General features: G+C 68.5%; 19 protein-coding genes and 1 tRNA gene. 6 read left to right on the plus strand and 14 right to left on the minus strand.

Annotation, left to right across the window (positions count from 1 at the left end; genetic code table 11):
* The 3 genes from ACSVDM_RS05155 to ACSVDM_RS05165 form a co-directional block, all read right to left on the minus strand.
* Positions 1 to 381 (minus strand): VOC family protein, encoded by a 381-nt coding sequence (locus ACSVDM_RS05155; RefSeq protein ID WP_439263175.1) that lies wholly within the window; start codon positions 379 to 381, stop codon positions 1 to 3.
* A 97-nt stretch (positions 382 to 478) separates the two neighbouring features.
* Positions 479 to 1,252: an Fpg/Nei family DNA glycosylase gene (locus ACSVDM_RS05160; RefSeq protein ID WP_439263177.1), complete on the minus strand. Its 774-nt coding sequence runs from the start codon at positions 1,250 to 1,252 to the stop codon at positions 479 to 481.
* A 3-nt stretch (positions 1,253 to 1,255) separates the two neighbouring features.
* Positions 1,256 to 6,424 (minus strand): Lhr family ATP-dependent helicase, encoded by a 5,169-nt coding sequence (locus ACSVDM_RS05165; protein WP_439263179.1) that lies wholly within the window; start codon positions 6,422 to 6,424, stop codon positions 1,256 to 1,258.
* Between the two features lie 157 nt (positions 6,425 to 6,581).
* Here ACSVDM_RS05165 and ACSVDM_RS05170 point away from each other — a divergent pair, with 157 nt between their 5' ends.
* Positions 6,582 to 7,115 carry a histidine phosphatase family protein gene (locus ACSVDM_RS05170; RefSeq protein WP_439263181.1) on the plus strand — a complete coding sequence of 178 codons (534 nt, stop codon included), beginning with the start codon at positions 6,582 to 6,584 and terminating at the stop codon, positions 7,113 to 7,115.
* Between the two features lie 40 nt (positions 7,116 to 7,155).
* Here ACSVDM_RS05170 and ACSVDM_RS05175 read toward each other — a convergent pair.
* Positions 7,156 to 7,232: transfer RNA gene (locus ACSVDM_RS05175), tRNA-Met, on the minus strand.
* A gap of 53 nt (positions 7,233 to 7,285) precedes the next feature.
* Positions 7,286 to 8,809, minus strand: a complete 1,524-nt coding sequence (gene amaB / locus ACSVDM_RS05180) for an L-piperidine-6-carboxylate dehydrogenase (RefSeq protein ID WP_439263183.1) — start codon at positions 8,807 to 8,809, stop codon at positions 7,286 to 7,288.
* Positions 8,810 to 8,922: 113 nt separating this feature from the next.
* Here amaB and ACSVDM_RS05185 point away from each other — a divergent pair, with 113 nt between their 5' ends.
* From ACSVDM_RS05185 to ACSVDM_RS05195, 3 genes are all read left to right on the plus strand, one after another.
* Positions 8,923 to 9,375: an Lrp/AsnC family transcriptional regulator gene (locus tag ACSVDM_RS05185; protein ID WP_067490712.1), complete on the plus strand. Its 453-nt coding sequence runs from the start codon at positions 8,923 to 8,925 to the stop codon at positions 9,373 to 9,375.
* Between the two features lie 64 nt (positions 9,376 to 9,439).
* The gene (lat, locus tag ACSVDM_RS05190) at positions 9,440 to 10,780 is read left to right on the plus strand and encodes an L-lysine 6-transaminase (RefSeq protein WP_439263185.1); all 1,341 of its coding nucleotides are present in this window, start codon (positions 9,440 to 9,442) and stop codon (positions 10,778 to 10,780) included.
* Between the two features lie 121 nt (positions 10,781 to 10,901).
* Positions 10,902 to 11,096: a hypothetical protein gene (locus ACSVDM_RS05195; protein WP_067490706.1), complete on the plus strand. Its 195-nt coding sequence runs from the start codon at positions 10,902 to 10,904 to the stop codon at positions 11,094 to 11,096.
* A gap of 21 nt (positions 11,097 to 11,117) precedes the next feature.
* Here the strand turns inward: ACSVDM_RS05195 and ACSVDM_RS05200 are convergent, their stop codons facing one another.
* The 5 genes from ACSVDM_RS05200 to ACSVDM_RS05220 form a co-directional block, all read right to left on the minus strand.
* The gene (locus tag ACSVDM_RS05200) at positions 11,118 to 11,474 is read right to left on the minus strand and encodes a hypothetical protein (RefSeq protein ID WP_439263187.1); all 357 of its coding nucleotides are present in this window, start codon (positions 11,472 to 11,474) and stop codon (positions 11,118 to 11,120) included.
* 21 nt (positions 11,475 to 11,495) lie between these two features.
* Complete coding sequence (locus ACSVDM_RS05205) at positions 11,496 to 12,866, minus strand: DoxX family protein (protein ID WP_439263188.1); 1,371 nt, start codon at positions 12,864 to 12,866, stop codon at positions 11,496 to 11,498.
* Between the two features lie 101 nt (positions 12,867 to 12,967).
* Positions 12,968 to 13,936 carry a patatin-like phospholipase family protein gene (locus ACSVDM_RS05210; protein ID WP_439263190.1) on the minus strand — a complete coding sequence of 323 codons (969 nt, stop codon included), beginning with the start codon at positions 13,934 to 13,936 and terminating at the stop codon, positions 12,968 to 12,970.
* A 141-nt stretch (positions 13,937 to 14,077) separates the two neighbouring features.
* Positions 14,078 to 15,877: an acetyl/propionyl/methylcrotonyl-CoA carboxylase subunit alpha gene (locus ACSVDM_RS05215; protein ID WP_067490697.1), complete on the minus strand. Its 1,800-nt coding sequence runs from the start codon at positions 15,875 to 15,877 to the stop codon at positions 14,078 to 14,080.
* A 185-nt stretch (positions 15,878 to 16,062) separates the two neighbouring features.
* Positions 16,063 to 16,944 carry a sulfurtransferase gene (locus tag ACSVDM_RS05220; protein WP_439263192.1) on the minus strand — a complete coding sequence of 294 codons (882 nt, stop codon included), beginning with the start codon at positions 16,942 to 16,944 and terminating at the stop codon, positions 16,063 to 16,065.
* A 150-nt stretch (positions 16,945 to 17,094) separates the two neighbouring features.
* Between ACSVDM_RS05220 and ACSVDM_RS05225 the strand changes: the two genes are divergently transcribed.
* A complete protein-coding gene (locus ACSVDM_RS05225) occupies positions 17,095 to 17,901 on the plus strand; it encodes a helix-turn-helix transcriptional regulator (RefSeq protein WP_439263194.1) in 807 nt (268 codons plus the stop codon).
* Here ACSVDM_RS05225 and ACSVDM_RS05230 read toward each other — a convergent pair.
* The 3 genes from ACSVDM_RS05230 to ACSVDM_RS05240 form a co-directional block, all read right to left on the minus strand.
* On the minus strand, positions 17,827 to 18,462 hold the full coding sequence (locus tag ACSVDM_RS05230; protein WP_067490690.1) for a Maf family protein: 636 nt from the start codon (positions 18,460 to 18,462) through the stop codon (positions 17,827 to 17,829). The two genes, ACSVDM_RS05225 and ACSVDM_RS05230, sit on opposite strands and share 75 nt — an antisense overlap.
* A gap of 2 nt (positions 18,463 to 18,464) precedes the next feature.
* On the minus strand, positions 18,465 to 18,794 hold the full coding sequence (locus tag ACSVDM_RS05235; RefSeq protein ID WP_067641425.1) for an acyl-CoA carboxylase epsilon subunit: 330 nt from the start codon (positions 18,792 to 18,794) through the stop codon (positions 18,465 to 18,467).
* A gap of 129 nt (positions 18,795 to 18,923) precedes the next feature.
* Positions 18,924 to 20,564, minus strand: coding sequence for an acyl-CoA carboxylase subunit beta (locus ACSVDM_RS05240; RefSeq protein WP_067641427.1), 1,641 nt, complete (start codon positions 20,562 to 20,564; stop codon positions 18,924 to 18,926).
* Between the two features lie 123 nt (positions 20,565 to 20,687).
* Here ACSVDM_RS05240 and ACSVDM_RS05245 point away from each other — a divergent pair, with 123 nt between their 5' ends.
* Positions 20,688 to 21,485, plus strand: coding sequence for a biotin--[acetyl-CoA-carboxylase] ligase (locus ACSVDM_RS05245; RefSeq protein ID WP_439263197.1), 798 nt, complete (start codon positions 20,688 to 20,690; stop codon positions 21,483 to 21,485).
* A gap of 71 nt (positions 21,486 to 21,556) precedes the next feature.
* Here ACSVDM_RS05245 and ACSVDM_RS05250 read toward each other — a convergent pair.
* On the minus strand, positions 21,557 to 22,318 hold a 762-nt coding region (locus tag ACSVDM_RS05250), incomplete at its 5' end, for an acyl-ACP desaturase (RefSeq protein ID WP_439263199.1).

Consider the following 22,318-nt stretch of genomic DNA (forward strand, 5'->3'; position numbering starts at 1 on the left):
TCAGACCGGGTCGATGCGCGCCTTCAGCAAGCAGAAGTAGTTGTCCTCGGGATCGGCCAGCACATGCCACTGCTCGTCACCCGTCTGGCCGATATCCGCGGGACGTGCGCCGAGTTCGAGCAGGCGCGCGAGTTCGCCGTCCTGGTCGCGGTCGGTGGGATTGACGTCGATGTGCAGGCGAGCCTTGCCGGGCGTGGGGTTGTCGGTGGGGCTGAGGATGATCGTCGGCTGCGGGCCGCCGAAGCCTTCGCGTGGCCCGATCTCGATGCTGCCGTCGTCGTCGCGATCGAGCACGACGTAATCGAGTACCGCGCACCAGAACCGGGCGAGCGTCTCGGGCTCGCGGCACTCGAGCACGAGCTCACCGATCCGACATGCCATTGCGAAACCTGCTCTCTACCTGGTGAACTGCCGGGAAGTTAGCGATGGGAACGATGCTGGCGAGCGTATCGGACCACGGTGGCGACGGCGAGCCGTTTCAGGGAACCGGCTGGCAGCGCGGACAGAAATAGATGCCACGTTCGCGCTGGGTGATGCGGTCGGCGGCGTCGTCCTCGCCGAGGAGCTGGGAGGCGATGGCGGTGCCGCAGCGCGGGCACGGCCGGCGGGTGCGCCCGTAGACCATCGGCCGCCACGGTGGTTCGTGCGCGGCCTTGCCGAGAACCCGGTGTGACTCGTCGACGAGGGCGGGGAGATCGGCGATCTCGCCGACGGGGGTGGCCGGGTGGACGCGGCGCAGGAAGCAGATCTCGCTGCGGTAGATATTGCCGATGCCCGCCAGGTTGCGCTGGTCGAGCAGGGCGAGGCCGATGGGGCGGCGCGGATACCCGGACAGGCGACGCAGCGCCTCGGCGGCGTCCCAGCTGGGCCCGAGCAGATCGGGGCCGAGGTGATCGATGACGGTGTGTTCCTCGGCGCGCGGCAGGACCTGCACTTTGCCGAGCGAGAAGCCGACGGCCTCGACCTCCTCGGTGGCCAGCACGAGTCGCGCGGTGACCCGCGGTTTGGTCCAGCGTTGGCCGCAGTGGAACACCCGCCACTCGCCCTCCATTTTCAGGTGGGTGTGGATGCTCACCCGTTCGGTGCGCACGAACAGGTGCTTGCCGTAACTGGCGACCTCGTCGACGACCGCGCCGACCAGGTCGACGGTGGCATAGCGCGGCACCCGGAAGTCGCTGCGGGTCAGGGTCTTTCCGGCCAGTGCGGTGCGTAGCCGTTCGGCGGTGCGGAAAACGGTGTCGCCCTCGGGCATCGGCTACACCTGCCTGCGCAGTCGGAGTCCGCGTGGTGTCATCGAGAAGCCCGCCTCGACGAGGACGTCGACGAAGGTGTGGCCGTGCACGGTTTCACCGTTGATCTTGTCGATCACCAGGCCGTCGACCCGGCGGTCGGTGACCAGCTGTGCCAAGGCGACAGCCGCTGTGCGGCGCAGGCCGATGTCCTCGGTGAAGCTGAGCAGGGTCTTGCCGCCGCGCTCCACATAGAGCACCAGTTCGCCGCCGACCAGCACCACCAGCGCCCCCGCTTTGCGGCCCGGCCGGTGACCACTGTCGGCGTCGCCCTTGGGCCACGGCAGGGCGGCGCCGTAGGGGTTGGCCGGGTCGCAGGCGGCCAGGGCCACGGCGACGCCTGCCCGGTTGTTGTCGCGGTCGGTGTCGAAGGAACGTAATCGGTCGACGGTGTCGGTGGTGGAGAACTGCGCGCCACCGAGGGTGTCGACGAAATAGCCGCGCCTGCACCTGCCACGGTCCTCGAACTCGGTGAGAACCCGGTACATCAGCGCGAACCCGCCCGGCACACCTTCGTTCTGCACAGAGCCGCGCGTCAGCACGCCGTATCGCTCGATGAGCTGATCGGCAGTGGCGTGGGCCCGAACAGTGTTGTCGCGCACCCGTTCCGGAAGGATCGACCACCTGCCTGCCAGGTTCGGTGGGCCGGACCGGGTCGGCATTGACGGGCGGGGGAGGTACGCGCGGGCGCGGGGAGCGCGGCGCGGGGTGCGATGGGCGGTGGTGCTGCGCGCGGTGCCCGACAGGAGTGCGCGCACCGGGGCGAAGGTGTCGCCGGAAACGTAACCGGCCCAGACCAGCTGCCACAGCGCGTCACCGACCGCCTTGTCGTCGAGCAGCCCGGTCGCATCGGACAGCTGGCGGAAGAAATACGCGCCACCGCCGCTGAGGTTCGCCGGGATTCGACGGCCTTCGCCGCCGATGTCACCGGGCCGGTCGAGGTCTATCACCTCGGCCTCGGGCTCGGTGCCGTTGGTTGGTTCACCTCGCCCGGATCGTAGGCGGGGCTCGATATCGGCGCCTAGAGCCAGGAGGAGGTCGAGTTGGATGTCGGTCGGGTCGATGTCGTCGGGCGGTGGCAGCGTGACCGGGGCCTGTTCGGCCAGGTGCAGGGCGATCCAGCCGTCGCGGGCGGTGATGGCGCCGTGCCCCGACCAGATCACCTCGCCGGTGGCCATGAGTTCGTCGAGCATGGCGGGGGAGTAGTCGCGCACCCGCATCGGCAGGATCAGCGACTCCCATGCCGAAGCCGGAACAGGCACGCCCGCAAGCTGTTCCACCACCGTGGCGACACCGTCGATGCCGCGCAACTCTCCCGAACCGACGTGTTGCCAGGCAGGCAGGAAACGAGCGAACGCGGCGGTGGACACCGGCTCGACCTCGTGCCGCGCCGCCGCGAGCGACCGACGCCGCAACCGCCGCAACACCTGCGCGTCACACCACTCACCACCGGCCGCACCCGGCGTGAATTCCCCCTCCACAACACGCTTTTCGGCAAGCAATCGATGCAGCGCGGTGACCGCGACCGCCGTTCCCAAGCCGAATCGCTCGGCAACGGCGGCGGTAGTGAACGGCGCGTGCGTGCGCGCATACCGCCCGACAAGATCACCGAGCGGATCCGGCACCGGCTCGATGAACGCCGCAGGCACCCCGATCGGTAACGGCACCCCCAGCGCATCCCGCAACCGAGCCGCGTCCTCCACCGCGACCCACCAGGTCCGCCCGGCGAACGAAACCTCCAGCGCCCGCCGCGAATCCCGCAACTCCACGAACCACGCCGGCGCGTCGGAGTCCGCGAGCAGCCGCGCCCCATCGCCGATCACTGCCGCACTCCCGTCGGCAACTGCATCGCCTTCGGCCGAGGTATCACTTCGGGTCGACGACCCGAAGTCCGACGAACCACCACCCGTCGACGTGTCGCCACTGACCGACGAGCTGACGTCAACCGAGCCGCCACCGGCATGCCCGTCCAATGGGCTTGTCGCCGACTCCCCTTCGATGGTGCGAGGTGCTCGGTCGTCCGCCGCGGCATAGCGAGCGGCTGACGGGGTTCCGGGGCGGGGAACGCAGCGTGCGGCGGCTTCGGTAGGGGTCAGAGGGCCGAGGAGGCGGAGGAGGTCGGCCAGGCCTTCCGCGTCGCGGGCGTGGCGTTCAGGAGTGAGGCGTTGGAGTTCGCGTTCGGTGAGGTCGAGGACGGCTGGGTCGAGGAGTTCGCGCAGTTCTACGCGGCCGAGGAGTTCGGCGAGCAGGCTCGAGTCGAGGGCGAGGGCGGCGGCGCGGCGTTCGGCCAGTGGGCTGTCGCCGTCGTAGAGGAACTGGCCGATGTAGGAGAACAGCAGGGCGTTGGCGAACGGTGAGGGGGTGGCGGTCTCCACCTCGACCAGGCGGATCTCCCGGCGTGCCACCCGGGTGAGCAGGTCGCGCAGGGCGGGCAGGTCGTACACATCGCGCAGGCATTCGCGCACGGTTTCCAGCAGGATCGGGAACTGCGGGAATTTCCTTGCCACGTCGAGCAATTGGGCCGACCGCTGCCGCTGCTGCCACAGCGGGGCCCGCTTACCCGGGTCGCGCCGCGGCAACAGCAGCGCGCGGGCGGCGCACTCCCGGAACCGGGACGCGAACAGCGCCGAACCACCGACCTGTTCGGTGACGATGTCGTCGATCTCGTCGGGTTCGAACGCGAACAGCTCCGCACCCGGCGGCTGATCCGTGGTGTCGGGCAACCGCACGACAATGCCGTCGTCGGACGCGGTAGGCGCCGCGTCGATTCCGAATTGCTCCTGCAAACGCGCACCGACGGCTAGTGCCCACGGTGCGTGCACCGGCGTGCCGTAGGGCGAGTGCAGCACGAGCCGCCAGTCACCGAGTTCGTCCCGGAACCGCTCGACCACCAGAGTGCGATCGGTAGGCAATTGCCCTGTCGCCGTGCGCTGTTCCTCGAGCAACCCGACAAGATTGGCCGTCGCGTTCTGATCGAGCCCAGCTGTGCGCACCAATTCCTCGAGCCGCGCCGCAGGCTTACTCAGCTCCGCCCCGGCCCGACTGGCACCGCGTGATCGCGCCCGGCTCGACTCGACGGCGGCTGGTTGGGCTCGGCTCGCCTCGGCCCCGCCGGACAAAGTCCCTCGGGTGGGTACCTCCGCAGTCTCTCGCCGGGATCGTGCGACCTGCGACCCGCCTTCCAGCGGAACGTCCTGTCCGGCGGTGACCTCCTTCGAATCGAGCTGGTCGCCGGGAGCCGAGACCGCTGTGCCCATGTTTGTCACGATCTGGGTCAGCTCATCGGCGGGAACCTGACCTGCCGTGCGCACGAATTCGCCTAGCGCCGCACCTAATTCGGCGGGACGGCCCAATCCGTCGCCATGCCAGAACGGCAATCGACCGGGCAACCCGAACGCGGGCGACACCAGCACCCGGTCGAAGGTGATCTCCTCGATCCGCCAGCTCGTCGCACCGAGCGCGAACACATCACCGACGCGGGACTCGTAGACCATCTCCTCGTCGAGTTCACCTACACGGGAAGCCTTCTCGCCCACCATGAACACCGCGAACATCCCGCGATCGGGAATCGCCCCACCCGAGGTGACCGCCAGGCGTTGCGCACCGGGGCGCCCGGTCAGCGTGCCCGCATCGCGATCCCACACCACGCGGGGCCGCAGCTCCGCGAACTCGTCGGACGGATACCGACCGGCGAGCAGATCGAGCACGGACTCATACGCCGAGCGGGGCAGCTGCGCGTAACTTCCGGTCGACCGGACGACATCGAACCAGGCATCGACATCGAGCGGTTCCAGCGCGCAGGCGGCAACGGTCTGCTGGGCGAGGATGTCGAGCGGATGCGCGGGAATCTGGAGCAGTTCGATCTGCCCGGACAGCATGCGCTGGGCGGCGACGGTGCAATGGATGACATCCGTGCGGTGCTTGGGGAACAGCACGCCCCGCGAGATCTCGCCCACCTGGTGCCCGGCCCGCCCGACCCGCTGCAACCCGCTCGCCACCGACGGCGGCGCCTCCACCTGAACGACCAGGTCGACCGCACCCATGTCGATGCCCAGCTCGAGGCTGCTCGTGGCAACCACGCACCGCAGCCGGCCGGTCTTGAGGTCGTCCTCGATGATCGCCCGCTGCTCCTTGCTCACCGACCCGTGATGGGCACGCGCCAGCAGGTGGTCGGCACCGTGGATCACCTCGGTGGACGGCCCGAGCTGGGCGGGCGGGGCGTGCTCGGTCTCGACCGGTTCGCCCAGCTTGGCGGCGTAGGCCTCGTTGAGCCGGGCGGTCAATCGTTCGGCCAGGCGTCGCGAGTTCGCGAACACGATCGAGGACCGATGCTCGAGCACCAGGTCGACGATGGCCTCGTCGACATGCGGCCAGATCGAACCCGGCTGGTCGGAGTCGCCGCCCGGATCGGTCATATCCGCCACCGGCACGCGAACCGACAGGTCGAAGGTCTTCGGCGCGGGTGGCCGGACGATGGTGATCGGCGCGTCGCCGACGAGGAATCGCCCGACCTCCTCGGGCGGGCGAACGGTGGCCGACAGCCCGATGCGCTGCGCGGGCCGTTCGGTGAGCTGATCGAGCCGGGCCAGCGACAGCGCCAGGTGCGCGCCGCGTTTGGAGCCGGCGATGGCGTGTACTTCGTCGACGATCACCGTCTCGACCTCGGCGAGAGTTTCGCGGGCCGCGGAGGTGAGCAGCAGGAACAGTGATTCGGGTGTGGTGATGAGAATGTCGGGTGGGGTGCGCTGCATCGCCCGGCGCTGCGCGGGGGTGGTGTCGCCGGATCGCACGCCCACCGAGATCTCCGGCGGGTCGAGCCCCAGCCGCTTCGCCGTCTGGGTGACCCCGACCAGCGGGGCTCGCAGGTTCCGCTCCACGTCCACTGCCAGTGCTTTCAGCGGTGAGACATAGAGCACGGACGTCCCTCGGCGGGTGCCGGGCTCGGCGGGCCCACGCTGGGCGAGCTGGTCGATCGCCCACAGGAACGCCGACAGCGTCTTGCCCGACCCGGTCGGCGCGACGACAAGGGTGTGCTGCCCGTCGGCGATGGCCTGCCACGCGCCGAGCTGGGCCGACGTCGCCTCGGGGAAGGCGCCGTCGAACCACTGCGCGGTAGCGGGGGAGAACCGGTCCATGAGATTCAGTGTGCACCCACCCACCGACAGGTTCCGCGATCCGCGCGCCGCCCGCGACCAGCGTCGATGGCCGGGCCGCCGACGATTCCCCGGTCGAGCCGGGGTGAGGGGGGTGGCCCGGAACACGCTCGCCGTACCCTGGTCCATCGTGCGAACGGTGCTGAGAGTCGACCTCGTCGGCCACGGCCTCACCGAGGCGGTACGCAAGGCGCGTTTCCCGGTCGACGAACCCCTGGACACAGCGGGCCTCACCGCGCTGGAGACGTGCTCGCCGCTGACCGGAGCCCAGGTGCGGACGGGCCCGGAACGTCGGGTGCGCGAGACCGCGGAGGCGCTCGGGCTGGTGGGCGAGCGGGACGAGCGACTACGTGACCTGGACGCGGGGGCGTGGCGGGGTACCGAAATGAGCAGGCTCCCGCAGGATCAGCTGTTCGCCTGGCTCACCGATCCGGAATTCCGTGGGCACGGTGGTGAGTCGGTGACCGACCTGGTGGAGCGGGTGCGGTTCTGGCTGGCCGAGATAGCGACGGCGGGTGTGGATACCGTCGCGGTGACACATCCCTCGGTGATCCGCGCGGCGCTGCTGGTCGTCCTCGACGCGCCGCCGAAGTCCTTCTGGCGCATCGATGTTCAGCCGGCGAGCGTCACCCGGCTGCATTTCCGCGGCAATTGGACATTGCGACTGGGATGAACGACGAAAGCCCCGGAGTCGAAACTCCGGGGCTTTCGGGTGGTAGCGGGAACAGGATTTGAACCTGCGACCTCTGGGTTATGAGCCCAGCGAGCTACCGAGCTGCTCCATCCCGCGTTGCATTCACTACTGTACACGCGGGGTGGCCGAAGGCGAAATCGCCGCTGTGATCAGCCGAAATGGATGCCCTGGGCGAGGGGGAGTTCGGTGGAGTAGTTGATCGTGTTGGTCGCCCGGCGCATGTAGGCCTTCCAGGAATCGGACCCGGATTCGCGCCCGCCGCCGGTGTTCTTCTCCCCGCCGAACGCGCCGCCGATCTCCGCGCCGGAGGTGCCGATATTGACATTGGCGATGCCGCAATCGGATCCGGCGATGAACTGTTCGGCTTCGCGTTGGTCGAGGGTGAAGATGGCCGAGGAAAGGCCCTGGGTCACACCGTTGTTCAGTGCGATGGCCTCGTCGAGGTCGTCGTAGGTGAGCACGTACAGGATCGGTGCGAAGGTCTCCTCGCGCACCAGTTCGGTCTGTGCGGGCATGCGCACCAGCGCGGGCCGCACGTAGTACGCCTCCGACCCGATCAGCTCCACCCGCTCACCGCCGCAGACGATTTCGCCACCCTCGTCCTTCGCGCGCAGCAGCGCCGCCTGCATGGCGGTGTAGGCGCGTTCGTTGATGAGCGGGCCGACGAGCACACCGTCGTCGAGTGGATTGCCCACGGGCAGTTGGCTGTACGCCGACGACAGCCGCTCGACGAGCTGATCGGCGACCGAGCTGTGCACGATCAACCTGCGCAGCGTGGTGCATCGCTGACCCGCCGTGCCCGCCGCCGCGAACACGATCCCGCGCACCGCGAGCTCCAGATCGGCACTCGGCGCCACGATCGCGGCATTGTTGCCACCGAGCTCGAGCAGGCACCGTCCGAACCTGGCCGCCACTCGTGGCGCGACGACGCCACCCATCCGCACCGACCCGGTCGCACTCAGCAGCGCCACCCGTGGGTCGTCGACGAGCGCCTCGCCGACGGTGGCGTCACCCTGGACCAGCTGGTGCACTTGCGGATCCGCGCCCACCTCGAGCGCGGCCCGGCGCAGCAGCGTGTGACAGGCCAGCGCGGTGAGCGGGGTCGTCTCCGACGGCTTCCACACCACCGTGTCACCACAGACCAGCGCGATGGCGGTGTTCCACGCCCACACCGCGACCGGGAAGTTGAACGCCGAGATCACCCCGACCACCCCGAGCGGATGCCAGGTCTCCATGAGCCGATGCCCGGGCCGCTCCGACGGCATGGTCGCGCCGTAGAGCTGGCGTGACAGGCCGATCGCGAACTCGCAGACGTCGATCATCTCCTGCACCTCGCCGAGTGCTTCGGCGCCGATCTTGCCCGCCTCGAGTGTGACCAGCTCGGCCAATTCGTCCTGATGGGCGACCAGCAACGCCGACAATCTGCGCACCAGCGCCGCGCGCACCGGGGCGGGGACCGTGCGCCACGATTCGAACGCCCCGGCCGCGCGACCGATCGCGGCATCCACGTCGGCTGTGGTGTCGGGAGTGAGCGGAAGCAGGACACCGCCGGAGATCGGGGTGCGCGCGAGCAGGACGCCCGGCTCGGGCACGTCGGCGCCGAGGCCGTGCAGCAGGGCCCGCGCGCGCAGCGAGAGCTGTTCGGAGAAATGCTCGGTCACGGTGTGCGTCATCACTGTTCACCTTCTGCTGTTGGTACGACTCACGGAAAAGTTCGCTCGGATTTCGGAGGAGAACAGAAAGAAGTCTTCCCCGCGCAACCCCCGGCCTGCGTTAGCCTTCGCTGATGGCGGATACACCGGCTAGACCCCAGCTCGACGATATCGACCGGCTCCTGATCAGGGAGCTGATGAACGACGGGCGCGCCACCCTGTCGAATCTGGCGGAGAAGGCCAGCCTCTCGGTGTCGGCGGTGCAGTCACGGGTGCGCAGGCTCGAGGCGCGCGGCGTGATCCGTGGATACACGGCCAACGTCGACCCCGAAGCGCTCGGGCACCTGCTGTCGGCATTCGTCGCGATCACTCCTCTCGACCCATCCCAGCCCGATGACGCGCCCGCGTTGCTGCAGCACGTTCCCGGCATCGAGGCGTGCCACTCGGTGGCGGGCGAGGAGAGCTACGTCCTGCTGGTGCGGGTGGCCTCACCCCGGCATCTCGAACAGCTGCTGCAGGAGATCCGGGCCACCGCCAACGTACGGACGCGCAGCACCATCATCCTGCAGACATTCTACGACAGGTAACGATTCTTCGTAATTAATCCGTCATTCCGTGGATGTTCCGTAAATAGTTGCGTACCCTCGGGTCGTGACCATCGAACTGGAGCGCCCCGGCGCGGCGGTCACCCCCGCCAACCGGGTCCACGAAATCCTGTCCTCGCACATCCTCGCGGACGGCTTCGACCTTGTGCTCGACCTGCACAAGTCCCACGGCCGCACGCTCATCGACGAACGCGACGGCACCGCCTATCTCGACATGTTCGGCTTCTTCGCCTCCAACGCCCTGGGCATGAACCACCCGGCGCTGGCTCGCGACGAGCGCTTCCGCGCCGAACTGGCCACCGCCGCGGTGAACAAGCCGAGCAATTCCGACGTCTACACCGTCGAGATGGCCCGCTTCGTCGACACTTTCGCCCGCGTGCTCGGTGATCCGCGGCTACCGCACCTGTTCTTCGTCGACGGTGGTGCGCTCGCGGTGGAGAACGCGCTCAAGGTGGCCTTCGACTGGAAGAGCAGGCACAACGAATCCCACGGCCGCTCACCGGAACTCGGCACCCAGGTGCTGCACCTGACCGGCGCCTTCCACGGGCGCAGCGGCTACACCATGTCGCTGACGAACACCGATCCGGTCAAGACCGCGCGCTTCCCCAAGTTCGACTGGCCACGCCTGGACACCCCGCACACCTTCGCGGGCGAGGACCTCGACGCGCTCGAAGCCGAAACCCTCGCTCAGGCCGCCCGCGCGTTCGCCGACCGTCCGCACGACATCGCCTGTTTCATCGCCGAGCCCATTCAGGGCGAGGGCGGTGACCGGCATCTGCGGCCGCGGTTCCTGGCCGCGATGCAGCGGTTGTGCCACGACAACGACGCCCTGTTCGTCCTCGACGAGGTGCAGACCGGTGTCGGGCTCACCGGAACCACCTGGGCCTACCAGCAATTGGATGTCGCTCCGGATGTGGTGGCGTTCGGGAAGAAGACGCAGGTCTGCGGCATCATGGCGGGCGGCCGGGTCGACGAGGTGCCCGACAATGTCTTCCGGGTGAGTTCGCGGCTCAACTCCACGTGGGGTGGCAACCTCACCGATATGGTGCGCGCGCGTCGCATTCTCGAAGTGCTGGAACAGGATCGGGTGATCGACAAGGTCGGCCCCCTCGGTCGGTACCTGCTCGATCAGCTGGGTCAGCTCGCCGCCGCGCACCCGGCGAAGGTGAGCGAGGTGCGTGGGCGCGGGCTGATGTGCGCGATCACCCTTGCCACGCCGCAGCTGCGGGACCGGGTGGTGACGGCCCTGCGCGAGCGCGAACACGTGCTGCTGCTGGGTACCGGCGAGCGCGGAATCCGGTTCCGTCCGGCACTCACCGTCACCGAAGCGGAACTGGGCAAGGTTGTGGACGCCCTCGACCGGGTACTCGCGACCATCATGGAATGACGGCAAACCTATTGGGAGAAACCCGATTCGGTGCCTCCGGGTATTTGACCGAACGGTCAGATATGCCAGACTCGTCATCCGAGCGAACAACTCGATCGACAACTACCGAACAGGACTCTCGATGAAGAAGCTCGTTGCTGTCAGCGCTGTGATCGCCGGCCTCGCCCTCCCCGTCACGACCGCGAACGCGGCCACCGGACCCGATAGCGCCCCGGCCGCGACCCAGGTCGGGTCCTCGACGGGCGACATCTTCTCGGCGGTATGCGAATTCCTCAACGGCGGCTGGGCGGGCCGGCCCAAGCCCTGCATCTACTGACGAGACCGAACGCCCTGGGGCTCAGCCCAATTCGGGGCTGAGCCGCGGGGTGAGGGCGAGGGCGCCTGCGACGAAACGAGTCACCGATTCGACGCCGGTGGCCAGGGCGTCGTCGAATCCCTCGCGCGCCCAACCGGTGATCAGGGCGGTGCCGTCCGCGTCGGGGGTGACCCCGATCTCGGCGATCATCTCCGCCGTGGTCGGCACGCACACCGCCCACGACAGATGCGATTCGTCCGCCCAGCCGGTGTCGCGGCGGGCGATGTAATCGGGGTCGACGATGCCTGCTTCGGCGAGCGCGGGCCGGTCATCGATCCGTTCGTCGGCGCGCAGGGCACGCAGATACCAGGAGCCTGCGTTGATCTCGATCGGTTCCACGGGCCGAGCCTAGCCGGGGCGTCACCGGTAGTACGGGGTGGCCTGAACCCAGTGGAAGCCGCGCGAGACGACGGGGAACTGGTCGAGGTCGACCTGGTCGAGCCGCATCCGCACCTGGCGGCCGCCTAGCTTGCCCTCGAGGATCAGCTGATTCTCCTGTGGGCGAAGATAGGTGAAGGACGCGATGGTCCACTGGTGGGTGGTGTCCTTGGACAAGGTGACGGTCTGCTTTCCGGTGTCGACGCGGGCGGGGAAGGACACCAGCGAATCGTCGAGGCGCTGGGCGGTCATGCCCTGCGGGATGTCGAAGATGATGCGGCGGAACCGTTCGGTCGCGTTCGGCAGGCCGGTTGCCGGTGCGTCGAAGCCGACCAGCGCGGGCACCTGCTCGCCGTCGACCGAGTACTCGGTGACATTCCAGATGCCGTAGAGCGGCGACTTCGGCCGGGCATTGCCGTAGGTGTGCCAGCCGTCGTAGGCCTCGACCGCCGTGGCCACGAGGAACCACAGCCCGAGCAGTGCCTGAGCACCGAGCATCAAGCGGTTGCCACGCGGTGAGGTGAGCAGGGTGGTCGGCGGGCTCGCTTCGACAGCACGGCCGAGCAGCGCCCGGACCAGACGTACGAGATCAGGTGCCGCGAGAAGCAGTGCGTACAGCAGCAGTTGGAGGGCGAACAGCTTCACCGGCACATCGAAGGTGAGGTTCATCAAGACCACTTGCAGCGCGACGATCACCGCGAGCACCGAACCGAGCCCGGCGGTGAGCGGCAGGATCAGCAGCACCGCCGCCGCTACCTCGGCCGCCCCGAGCGCCATCTCGTACGGTTCCGACAGCGACGACTGCGCCCACAGCACGGCCATCGGGCTCATGTGCCCGAACGGTTCGACCAGCCGCTCCAGATTGAACGACATCTGGGTCGGCATCAGCTTGATCATCCCGTACAGCATCAGCGCGCTCACCAGGGTGAACCGCACCAGCAACCGGAACCAGCCGTACAGGCGGGCATAGTCGGGGCGCCGCCGGTCGAGTACCGACCACACCGCGGTCACCGGAACCGCGACCAGGATCAGGGTGAGGACGCTGATCCACTTGGCGGCTGTGTCACCACTACCGGTGACCGTGTAGTCGACCCGGACATCGAAGAGCCGGGCGCCCACCCAGTCCGTGAGTGGATGCAGCGCAGTCCATTTGCCGATCTCGGCCACCACCTGCTGCGGTAGGCCGAGAGTGCGCAGCAGCGCGTGCAGCAACCACGCACCGGCCATCCCGATTCCGACGGTGACGAACGTGAACCGGAACAGTACCCGGACGGCCGGATGCCACCCCCGCTCCTGCGGCTCCTCATGACCGGCCGATTCCACCGGCGGTCGAGCCAGCACCTGCGTACCCATCCCGGTCTCCTCTGCTCATGCCCTCGCCGGTGAGACGCTATGGGAGCGGGCAGAACTGGGAAATCCGGCAAAACCGGTGCCCCGGAGTTCCGGGGGTCGCCTCAGGCCGGGCTCGGCCGGTCGCCGAGCAGGGCGTGGACGGCGGCGCGTCCGAGGTCGAGGGCCTGGGTGAGCAGGGTGGTGTCGCGGGCGGCGCTGTCGACCGGCGGGGCGTCGGCAGGGGGATGTACCTGCAGTACCCGGTCGCCGAGTCCGGCCAGATAGCTGTCTTCCACCGCCTGCTGACCGGGTCGCGCCGACCACGCGCGGAAAGCGCCGGGTGCGACCGCACGCAGATATCCGCCGCCGACCACCCGGTGCACGAGGGGGGCGGGGGGACGCAGCTCCCCGGTTCGTCGCGTGCGCAGGACGAGGGCGTGGGTGGCGCCCGCGCTCACCGCGCTCCGGATCGGCACGGTCTCGGAGAGACCACCGTCGAAATAACTGCGGCCTGCCAGCTCCACCGGCGGGCCCGCGAGCAACGGCAATCCCGCCGACGCGCGCAAAGCTGTGAGCAGCGTCGGCTTGTCGACGATGAACGGTGCGAGATCGACCGGCTGCCCGGTGCGGGTATCGGTGGCGATCGGATGGAAGCTGGTCGGATTGGCGAGAATCGCCGGGAAGTCCATCGGCTCGATCCCGTCGTACACCCGGTGCACCAGGTAGTGCAGATCGAAAACCGGTCGCCCGCGCACGATCCGCACCGGGTCGACCACTCGCCGCATGATGGTGCGATCCGTCCACGACCGCATCCCCGAGGCGGCCCGCCCGCACAGCAGCCACGCCCCGTTGATCGCCCCGGCCGACGTGCCGTACACGGCATCGAACACCGTCGACAGCCCGAGCTCCTCGAGCGCCTGCACCATGCCGCTGGAATACACGCCACGGCTGCCGCCGCCCTCGATCACCAGGGCCAGACGGTGGCCGTCGTCGCGATGCCCGGCGGCCTGCCTGCCGCGAATCACCTCGGCGACCGGCACCGGATCCGGTGTGGCTGCGGAATCCGGTTCGATGTGCGCACTGCTGGTCACCCGACCCACATTACGACAGGCCACGGACGCGGCGCCCGGCCGCGACCGCGATCTTCGCCGCCCGTTCACTCAGGGCAATCGCCCCTGAACGCGAACGGACGCCGGTCTACAAAGACCGGCGTCCGTTCGCGAAATGTCGTCTTACTTGATCTCGGCCAGGACGGTGCCCTGGGTGATGGCGGCACCCGCCTCGACGGCCAGCCCGGTGACGACACCGGCCTTGTGCGCGTTGACCGGGTTCTCCATCTTCATGGCCTCGAGCACCACGATCAGGTCGCCGGCCTCGACGGTCTGACCCTCTTCGACGGCGACCTTCACCACGGTGCCCTGCATGGGCGCGGTGACCGCGTCACCGGACGCGGCGCCGGCACCGCCGCCACCACGCTTGCGCGGCTTGGGCTTCTTGCGGACCACACCGTTACCGGCCGCACCGGCCGCGCCGCCACCGAGGGAGAACTGGCCGGGCAGCGAGACCTCGACGCGACGGCCACCGACCTCGACGACGACCTTCTGCCGGGGCAGTTCCTCGTCGTCGTCGGCCGGGGCACCGCCGCCGGTGTACGGCTCGACGGTGTTGTTCCACTCGTTCTCGATCCACTTGGTGTAGACGTCGAACTTCTCGCCGTCACCGATGAACGCCGGGTCCTCGACGATCGCGCGGTGGAACGGGATGACCGTCGCCAGGCCCTCGACCTCGTACTCGGCCAGCGCGCGACGGGCGCGCTGCAGCGCCTGCTCGCGGTTCTCGCCGGTGACGATCAGCTTGGCCAGCATCGAGTCGAACTGACCGCCGATGACGCTGCCTGCCACCACACCGGAATCCACGCGCACGCCGGGGCCCGAGGGCTCGCGGTACACGTTGACCGGGCCGGGGGCGGGCAGGAAGCCGCGACCGGCGTCCTCACCGTTGATGCGGAACTCGAAGGAGTGACCACGCGGGGCGGGGTCCTCGGTGATGCTCAGCTCGTGGCCCTCGGCGATGCGGAACTGCTGGCGCACCAGGTCGATACCCGCGGTCTCCTCGGTGACCGGGTGCTCCACCTGCAGGCGGGTGTTCACCTCGAGGAACGACACGGTCTCGCCCTGTACCAGGTACTCCACGGTGCCCGCGCCGTAGTAACCGGCCTCGCGGCAGATGCGCTTGGCGGAGTCGTGGATCTTGGCGCGGACCTCGTCGGACAGGAACGGCGCGGGCGCCTCCTCGACGAGCTTCTGGAAGCGACGCTGCAGCGAGCAGTCACGGGTACCGGCGACGACGACGTTGCCGTGCTGGTCGGCGATGACCTGGGCCTCGACGTGGCGGGCTTTGTCCAGGTACTGCTCGACGAAGCACTCACCACGGCCGAAGGCGGCGACGGCCTCACGGGTGGCCGACTCGAACAGCTCGGGGATCTCCTCGATGGTGTGGGCGACCTTCATGCCGCGGCCACCGCCACCGAAGGCCGCCTTGATCGCGACCGGGACGCCGTATTCCTTGGCGAACGCGACGACCTCGTCGGCGTTCTTGACCGGGTCCTTGGTGCCCGCGGCCATCGGGGCCTGCGCGCGCTCGGCGATGTGGCGGGCGGTGACCTTGTCACCCAGGTCGCGAATCGACTGCGGTGAGGGGCCGATCCAGATCAGCCCGGCGTCGATGACGGCCTGGGCGAAATCGGCGTTCTCGGAGAGGAAGCCGTAACCGGGGTGGATCGCGTCGGCGCCGGACTTGGCGGCGGCGTCGAGGATCTTGTCGAACACGAGGTACGACTCGGCCGAGGTCTGGCCACCGAGGGCGAACGCCTCGTCGGCGAGCTTCACGAAGGGAGCGTCGGCATCGGGCTCGGCGTACACCGCGACGCTGGTGATCCCCGCGTCCTTGGCAGCCCGGATCACGCGGACCGCGATCTCGCCGCGGTTAGCTACGAGTACCTTCGTGATCCGTGCGCTGGCATGGCTGGGCACTGAGCCTCCTGTGTGCAATCTTTGGTCGCTTCGGACGGGTCACCGTGTGGGCCCCGCGCCCGGTATCGACAACTTTCGTCTCGGGCGAGTGTAGGCAGTGTGCCAATTCGCCCCGAACTCGGCTAGCCCTACTGTTCAGTAGGTCGTAGGTCACACTACGCGGCGCGCCGACCTGTGAACCCGTTTCAATTCCGCTGATCGACGGTGCCCGGTTCGTGGCCCGCGGCGATCGGCAGGCGAACCGAGTTGCCCCATTCGATCCACGAACCGTCGTAATTGCGTACCGACCTGCGGCCGAGCAGGAAGGTCAGGACAAACCAGGTGTGGCTGGAGCGTTCGCCGACCCGGCTGTAGACCACGAGATCCTCGGCGGGCAGGGCGCCGTAGACCTCGTCGAGTTCGGCGCGCGAACGGAATCTTCCATCGGGTGAGCAGGCAAGTGTCCACGGGATGTTAACGGCGGTTGGCACATGACCCGCCCGTTGCGTTTCCGGTTCCTTGTCGCCGCCGGACTCGCCCGCGTACTCCTGCGGCGAGCGCACGTCCACGAGCGGGCGGCCCAGCCGCGCGAGAACCTCCTCGCGGAACGCGCGGGCGGTCGTGTCGTCACGCTCGACCGCCGGGTAGTCGCTGCGCTCGGGGACAGGCGTCTCGAAGGTGGTGTCGCGTTCCTCGGAGATCCAGGCGTCGCGGCCGCCGTCGAGCAGGCGCACGTCCTCGTGCCCGAACAGGGTGAAGATCCAGGCGGTGTGCGCGGCTTGGGCATTGCCGCGATCGCCATAAATCACCACGGTGTCCTCGCGCCGGATACCCTTGGCGCGCATCAGTTCGGTGAATCGGTGACCATCGATGTAATCGCGGGTCACCGGGTCGCTCAGATCACCACGCCAATCGATCTTGACCGCGCCGGGCACATGTCCGATGTCGTAGAGAAGAATGTCGTCGTTGGATTCGATGACCTTCACACCGGGCACCCCGATGTTTGCGGACAGCCATTCGGTGGTTACCAATCGATGCGGGACTGCGTAGGAACCGTAGGCGGGGTGCGGATCCGGGGCGACGGGCACAGTGTGGTCCTTCACGCGAGAGTTGGGCGGGTGCGGCAGTGTCGAGGCCGTAGCCGATGGTATGTCTGTGGTGGCACATCACGAATCGACGCAATGGGCGAATAAAGCGCAGAGCTGTCCGATAAAGTCTCTGGAGAGGAGGGGTGAGCTATGTCCGATTCATGGCCGCGACGGCGACTGCTCGCGATCCTACGTGGCGCCACCGAGCCCCTCGATGCCCAGGAACTGGCCCGCATCACCGGACAGCACGTCACCACCGTCCGTTTCCACCTCGACGTTCTCACCCGCGAATCGCTCGTGCGCCAGTTCCAGCAACCCCCGCGCGGACGTGGCCGACCTCGCATCGGTTATCGCGCGGTGCAGCGGTCGGTCGGCTATCAGGAACTGGCCCAGGTGCTGGCCGACCACCTCGGACCCGACCCGCTCAGTCGCTCCGCCGCCGCCATCGAGGCGGGCCGCGCGTGGGGCCGTCGCATGGATATCGGCTCCCACCAGGTGGAAACTCTCGCCGACGCCCGTGACATCACCATGTCGCTGATGTCGGAACTCGGCTTCGCGCCGGAGAAGGACCCGGTCGGCGAGACCGACGAGCACGTCGGGATCAACCTCACCGCCTGCCCGCTGCGCGAACTGGCTCGCTCGCACGCCGAAGTGGTGTGCGGAGTGCATGTTGGTCTGATGCGCGAAGTGCTGGAACGCAACGGTGCGCGCGGCCGGGTGGAGGTGCGGCTGCATCCGTTCACCGAACCGGAACTGTGCCACGCCCGGCTCGAACTCACCCTCGGTGCGGAAGCCGTCGAGCACGCGGCCGAGGAGCACGGCGAGCGGCCCGCCCGGCCGGCGATCGGTGCGGACCAGGCCGCTCAGCGCATGATCACGCCGTCAGGACCGCGCGTCCCGCCACAGTTGCGTGACACCGACGCCGACGTCTTCGAGCAGCCTGCGCAGCAGTGGTAGCCCGATGCCGATGACACTCGACGGATCGCCCTCGATCCGGTCGACGAACCAGCCGCCGAGACCGTCGAGCGTGAACGCGCCCGCCACCTGAAGCGGCTCGCCGGTGGCGATGTAGGCCTCGAGTTCGTCCGGGCCGGGTTTGGCGAAATGCACGGTGGTGGAACTGCATTCGGCCGATTCGGCGACGACCTCGCCGTCGCGCAGGCGGAGCACACAGTGACCGGTGAGCAGATCGGCGCTGCGCCCGGCCATGCTCGCCCAGCGCTCGCGCGCCACCTCGGGGGTGTGCGGTTTGCCTTGCAGCCGCCCGTCGACGAGCAGCATGGAATCGCAGCCGACGACGACACAGTCGGCGGCGAGTTCGGGAATGGAGCCCGCCACGTCGAGCGCCTTGGCACGGGCCAGGGCGACAACGACATCCTCGGCGGAGGTATCAGCGGGAAGCGCGGCCGAGACCGCGTCCTCGTCGACGCCGGAGACGCGGACGACGGGATCGATACCCGCCGTCCGGAGCACCCCGAGCCGGGCGGGGGACGCGGAGGCCAAGACCAGCCGGGTCACCCTCAGCGCAGGTGCGACAGCAGCGGGTACACGTACGGCGAGAACGGGGACGAACCCCGGTGCATCAGCGTCGCCTGACCCCAGCCGTCGACCGGCTGCGGAGCGGTCGGCGCCGGTGCGCTCGCGGCGGCGGCACTGAACACCGCGACCAGCGCGGCGACGTCCTCGTCGGTGGGCGAGCCCTTGAGAATGCGCAACAGCGGCTCACCGGCGGGTTCTGCCGGGGCCTCGGTCAGTGTGTCGGTAGACAGTTCGACCTCGTCGACGAGTGGTTCGACAGCGAGCTCGAGCTCGGCGGCGGTCAGCACGTCTTCTTCTGCCACAGTGGTCACAGTGCCAGATCCTTCCTGCGCGTACTTCGGTTCACGGCGCGGTGTCCGCGATCATTCCCGGTGCAACAGCGCCGGGCAATAGTTGATTTCCCCAACAAGTGTGCGCGGCACACGAGGAATATCGCGTTTTCAGAGCGGAATGTTGCCGTGTTTCTTGGGGGGAAGGGTCACCATTTTGCGTTCGAGCAGTCGCAGCGCCGACACGATCTGGCCTCGCGTGTGCGACGGCGGGATGACCGCGTCGACGTAGCCACGCTCGGCGGCCACGTACGGGTTCACGAGGGTGTCCTCGTACTCGTTCTGCAGCTCGAGGCGCAAAGCGTCGACATCGGCGCCGTTCTGGGCGGCCTCTGCCAGCTGTTTGCGGTAGACGAACCCGACGGCGCCCGAGGCGCCCATCACGGCGATCTGCGCGGTCGGCCACGCGAGGTTCACATCGGCACCCATGTGCTTGGAACCCATCACGTCGTAGGCACCGCCGTAAGCCTTGCGGGTGATGATCGTGATCTTGCCCACAGTGGCCTCGCCGTAGGCATAGAGCAGCTTGGCGCCGCGGCGGATGATGCCGTTGTATTCCTGGCCGGTGCCGGGCAGGAAGCCGGGCACGTCGACCAGGGTGATGATCGGGATGTTGAAGGCGTCGCAGGTGCGAACGAAGCGCGCGGCCTTCTCCGAGGCGTCGATGTCGAGGCAGCCGGCGAACTGGGTTGGCTGGTTGGCGACGATGCCGACGCTGCGCCCGTCGACCCGGCCGAAGCCGACGATGATGTTCATCGCGCGCTCGGCCTGCACCTCGAGGAACTCGTCGTCGTCGAGCAGACGACGGATCACCTCGTGCATGTCGTAGGGCTGGTTCGGCGAATCCGGGATGATCGTGTCGAGCTCGAGGTCTTCCTCGGTGAGCGAGTCCTCGATGGCGCCGAAGATCGGGTCGGTCGGCTCGGTGCGCGGTGCCTCGGCGCGGTTGTTGCTCGGCAGGTAGCTCAGCAGGTCCTTGACGTAGTCCAGCGCGTCCTGCTCGCCGGAGGCCACGTAGTGGGCGACACCGGACTTCACCATGTGGGTGTGCGCGCCGCCGAGGTCTTCCATGCTGACCTCTTCACCGGTGACGGTCTTGATCACGTCGGGACCGGTGACGAACATCTGCGAGGTCTGATCGACCATCACCACGAAGTCGGTGAGCGCGGGGGAGTACACGTGCCCACCGGCGGCGGCACCCATGATCAGCGAGATCTGCGGGATCACGCCGGAGGCCTGCACGTTGCGGTGGAAGATCTCGCCGTAGAGGCCGAGGGAGACGACGCCCTCCTGGATGCGCGCGCCCGCGCCCTCGTTGATGCCGACCAGCGGACGACCGGTCTTGATGGCCAGGTCCATCACCTTGACGATCTTCTCGCCGTAGACCTCGCCGAGGGAGCCGCCGAAGACGGTGACGTCCTGGGAGAACAGGCACACGTCGCGGCCGTCGATGGTGCCGTAACCGGTGACCACGCCGTCGCCGGTGGGACGGTTGTTCTCCAGCCCGAAGTTCACGCTGCGGTGCTTGGCCAGGGCGTCGAGCTCGACGAAGGAGCCCTCGTCGACCAGTGCGAGGATGCGCTCGCGGGCGGTCATCTTGCCCTTGGCGTGCACCTTGTCGACGGCGGCCTCACCCATCGGGTGTTGCGCTTCTTCCAGCCGATTCCGCAGATCAGCCAGCTTCCCGGCGGTGGTGTGGATGTCGGGGGCGCCCGCCGATTCCGACGCGGGCTGCTGCTGGACACTCGTCATGGGTTGCGAGTGTAACTAGTGACACCGCCCCGCACTACGGCAGTACGCCTACCGGCCAGTACAGAAACCGCAGCTAGGTGTGGTGATGCCCCATAGCACGCGGCGGCAGGTAGCGTGCCAGGAATGAACAGGGCACCGATCGACGCGCACCGTCTGCGCAGCTCTCTCGTCTCCCCGGCACCGGTGTTCTTCGACCGGATCGATGTCGTCGAATCGACCGGTTCGACCAATGCCGATCTGGTGGCCCGCGCGGCCGATCCCGCTGTCGACCGGCAGGCACTGCTCGCCGAGGAGCAGGTCGCGGGTCGCGGTCGGCACGCGCGCGAGTGGGTGAGCCCGCCGCGGGCCCAGATCTCGCTGTCGATCCTGGTCCGGTTGCCGGGGATCGACCCGGTGGCGCTGGGCTGGCTGCCGTTGCTCACCGGTATCGCGGTGGTCGACGCGCTGCGTGGCATCGCGGGTCTCTCCCCGGAATTGAAGTGGCCCAACGACGTTCTGCTCGACAACCGCAAGCTCGCGGGCATCCTCGCGGAGGTCGCCGCCACCGGCATCGCGCCAGCCGTGGTGGTCGGTGTCGGCCTCAATGTCGACCTGGACGAGTCGGAACTGCCTGTGCCGCATGCGACTTCGCTGGCGTTGGCCGGTGCGCAGACCACCGATCGCACCGCGCTCGCCGCCGCGATCCTCAGCGAATTCGCCCGCCGGTTCACCGATTGGGAGCGGGCGGGGTGGGCCACCGACGAACTCGCGGCGGCCTACCGCGAGCGTTGCGCGACCATCGGGGTGAACGTGCGGGCGGAGCTGCCGGGTGGGAAGGTGCTCACCGGTGTGGCCACCGGGGTAGACGCCACCGGGCGACTGCTGATCGGCGACGAAGCGGTGTCGGCGGGAGATGTGACCCACCTGCGCGGGCAGTACTGACCGCGACGCGATCGCGGCCGCCGGTCAGGCGCTGTGGTCGTCACGACGCCTGACCGAACGGCCGCTGCCGATCAGCGCGCCGCTACGCCCGCCCCCTTGCGTTCGGCGACCTCCCGCTCGCGCGCCAGCAACCTGTCGCGCTGCTCCTCGAACTTCAGCACGTCCTTCTCCAGCTTGGCCAGGAACTGCGCCAGTTCGTCGCGGGCGGCCTCGCCGCGTGGCCCGAAGTCGTCGCGGCCGAAGATGTTCCACTGCTTGAGCACCGGAAGCACCACCTCGTCGAGATGCTGGCGCAGGTCGTAGATGCCGTGCTTGGCCATCAGCACGCCGTTGCGCCGCCAGTTCGGCATGCCCGCGCCGGGCATCTGGAAGTTGGTGAGCACCTTGGTGATCGCGGGCATCGCCTGATCGGGGACCAGGTCGAGGGCGGCGGCGCACAGGTTGCGGTAGAAGATCATGTGCAGGTTCTCGTCGGTGGCCACCCGCGCGAGCATGCGGTCGGCGACGGCGTCGTCGCAGACGCGGCCGGTGTTGCGGTGGCTCACCCGGGTGGCCAGCTCCTGGAACGTCACGTACGCGACGTTGACCAGGAACCCGCCCCAGTTCGCCGGTGCGTGCGCGCCCTGGGTCATGTGGACCATCCTGGCGTTCTCCAGCGCGACCGGGTCGACCCCTCGGGTCACGACCAGATAGTCGCGGATGACGATGCCGTGCCGGTTCTCCTCGGCGGTCCAGCGACCGACCCAGGTACCCCACGCGCCGTCCTGGGAGAAGTTCTCGGCGATCTCGCGGTGATAGGAGGGCAGGTTGTCCTCGGTGAGCAGGTTGGTGAT

Source organism: Nocardia sp. JW2, from assembly GCF_051843015.1.
GTDB classification, from domain to species: Bacteria; Actinomycetota; Actinomycetes; order Mycobacteriales; family Mycobacteriaceae; genus Nocardia; species Nocardia coubleae.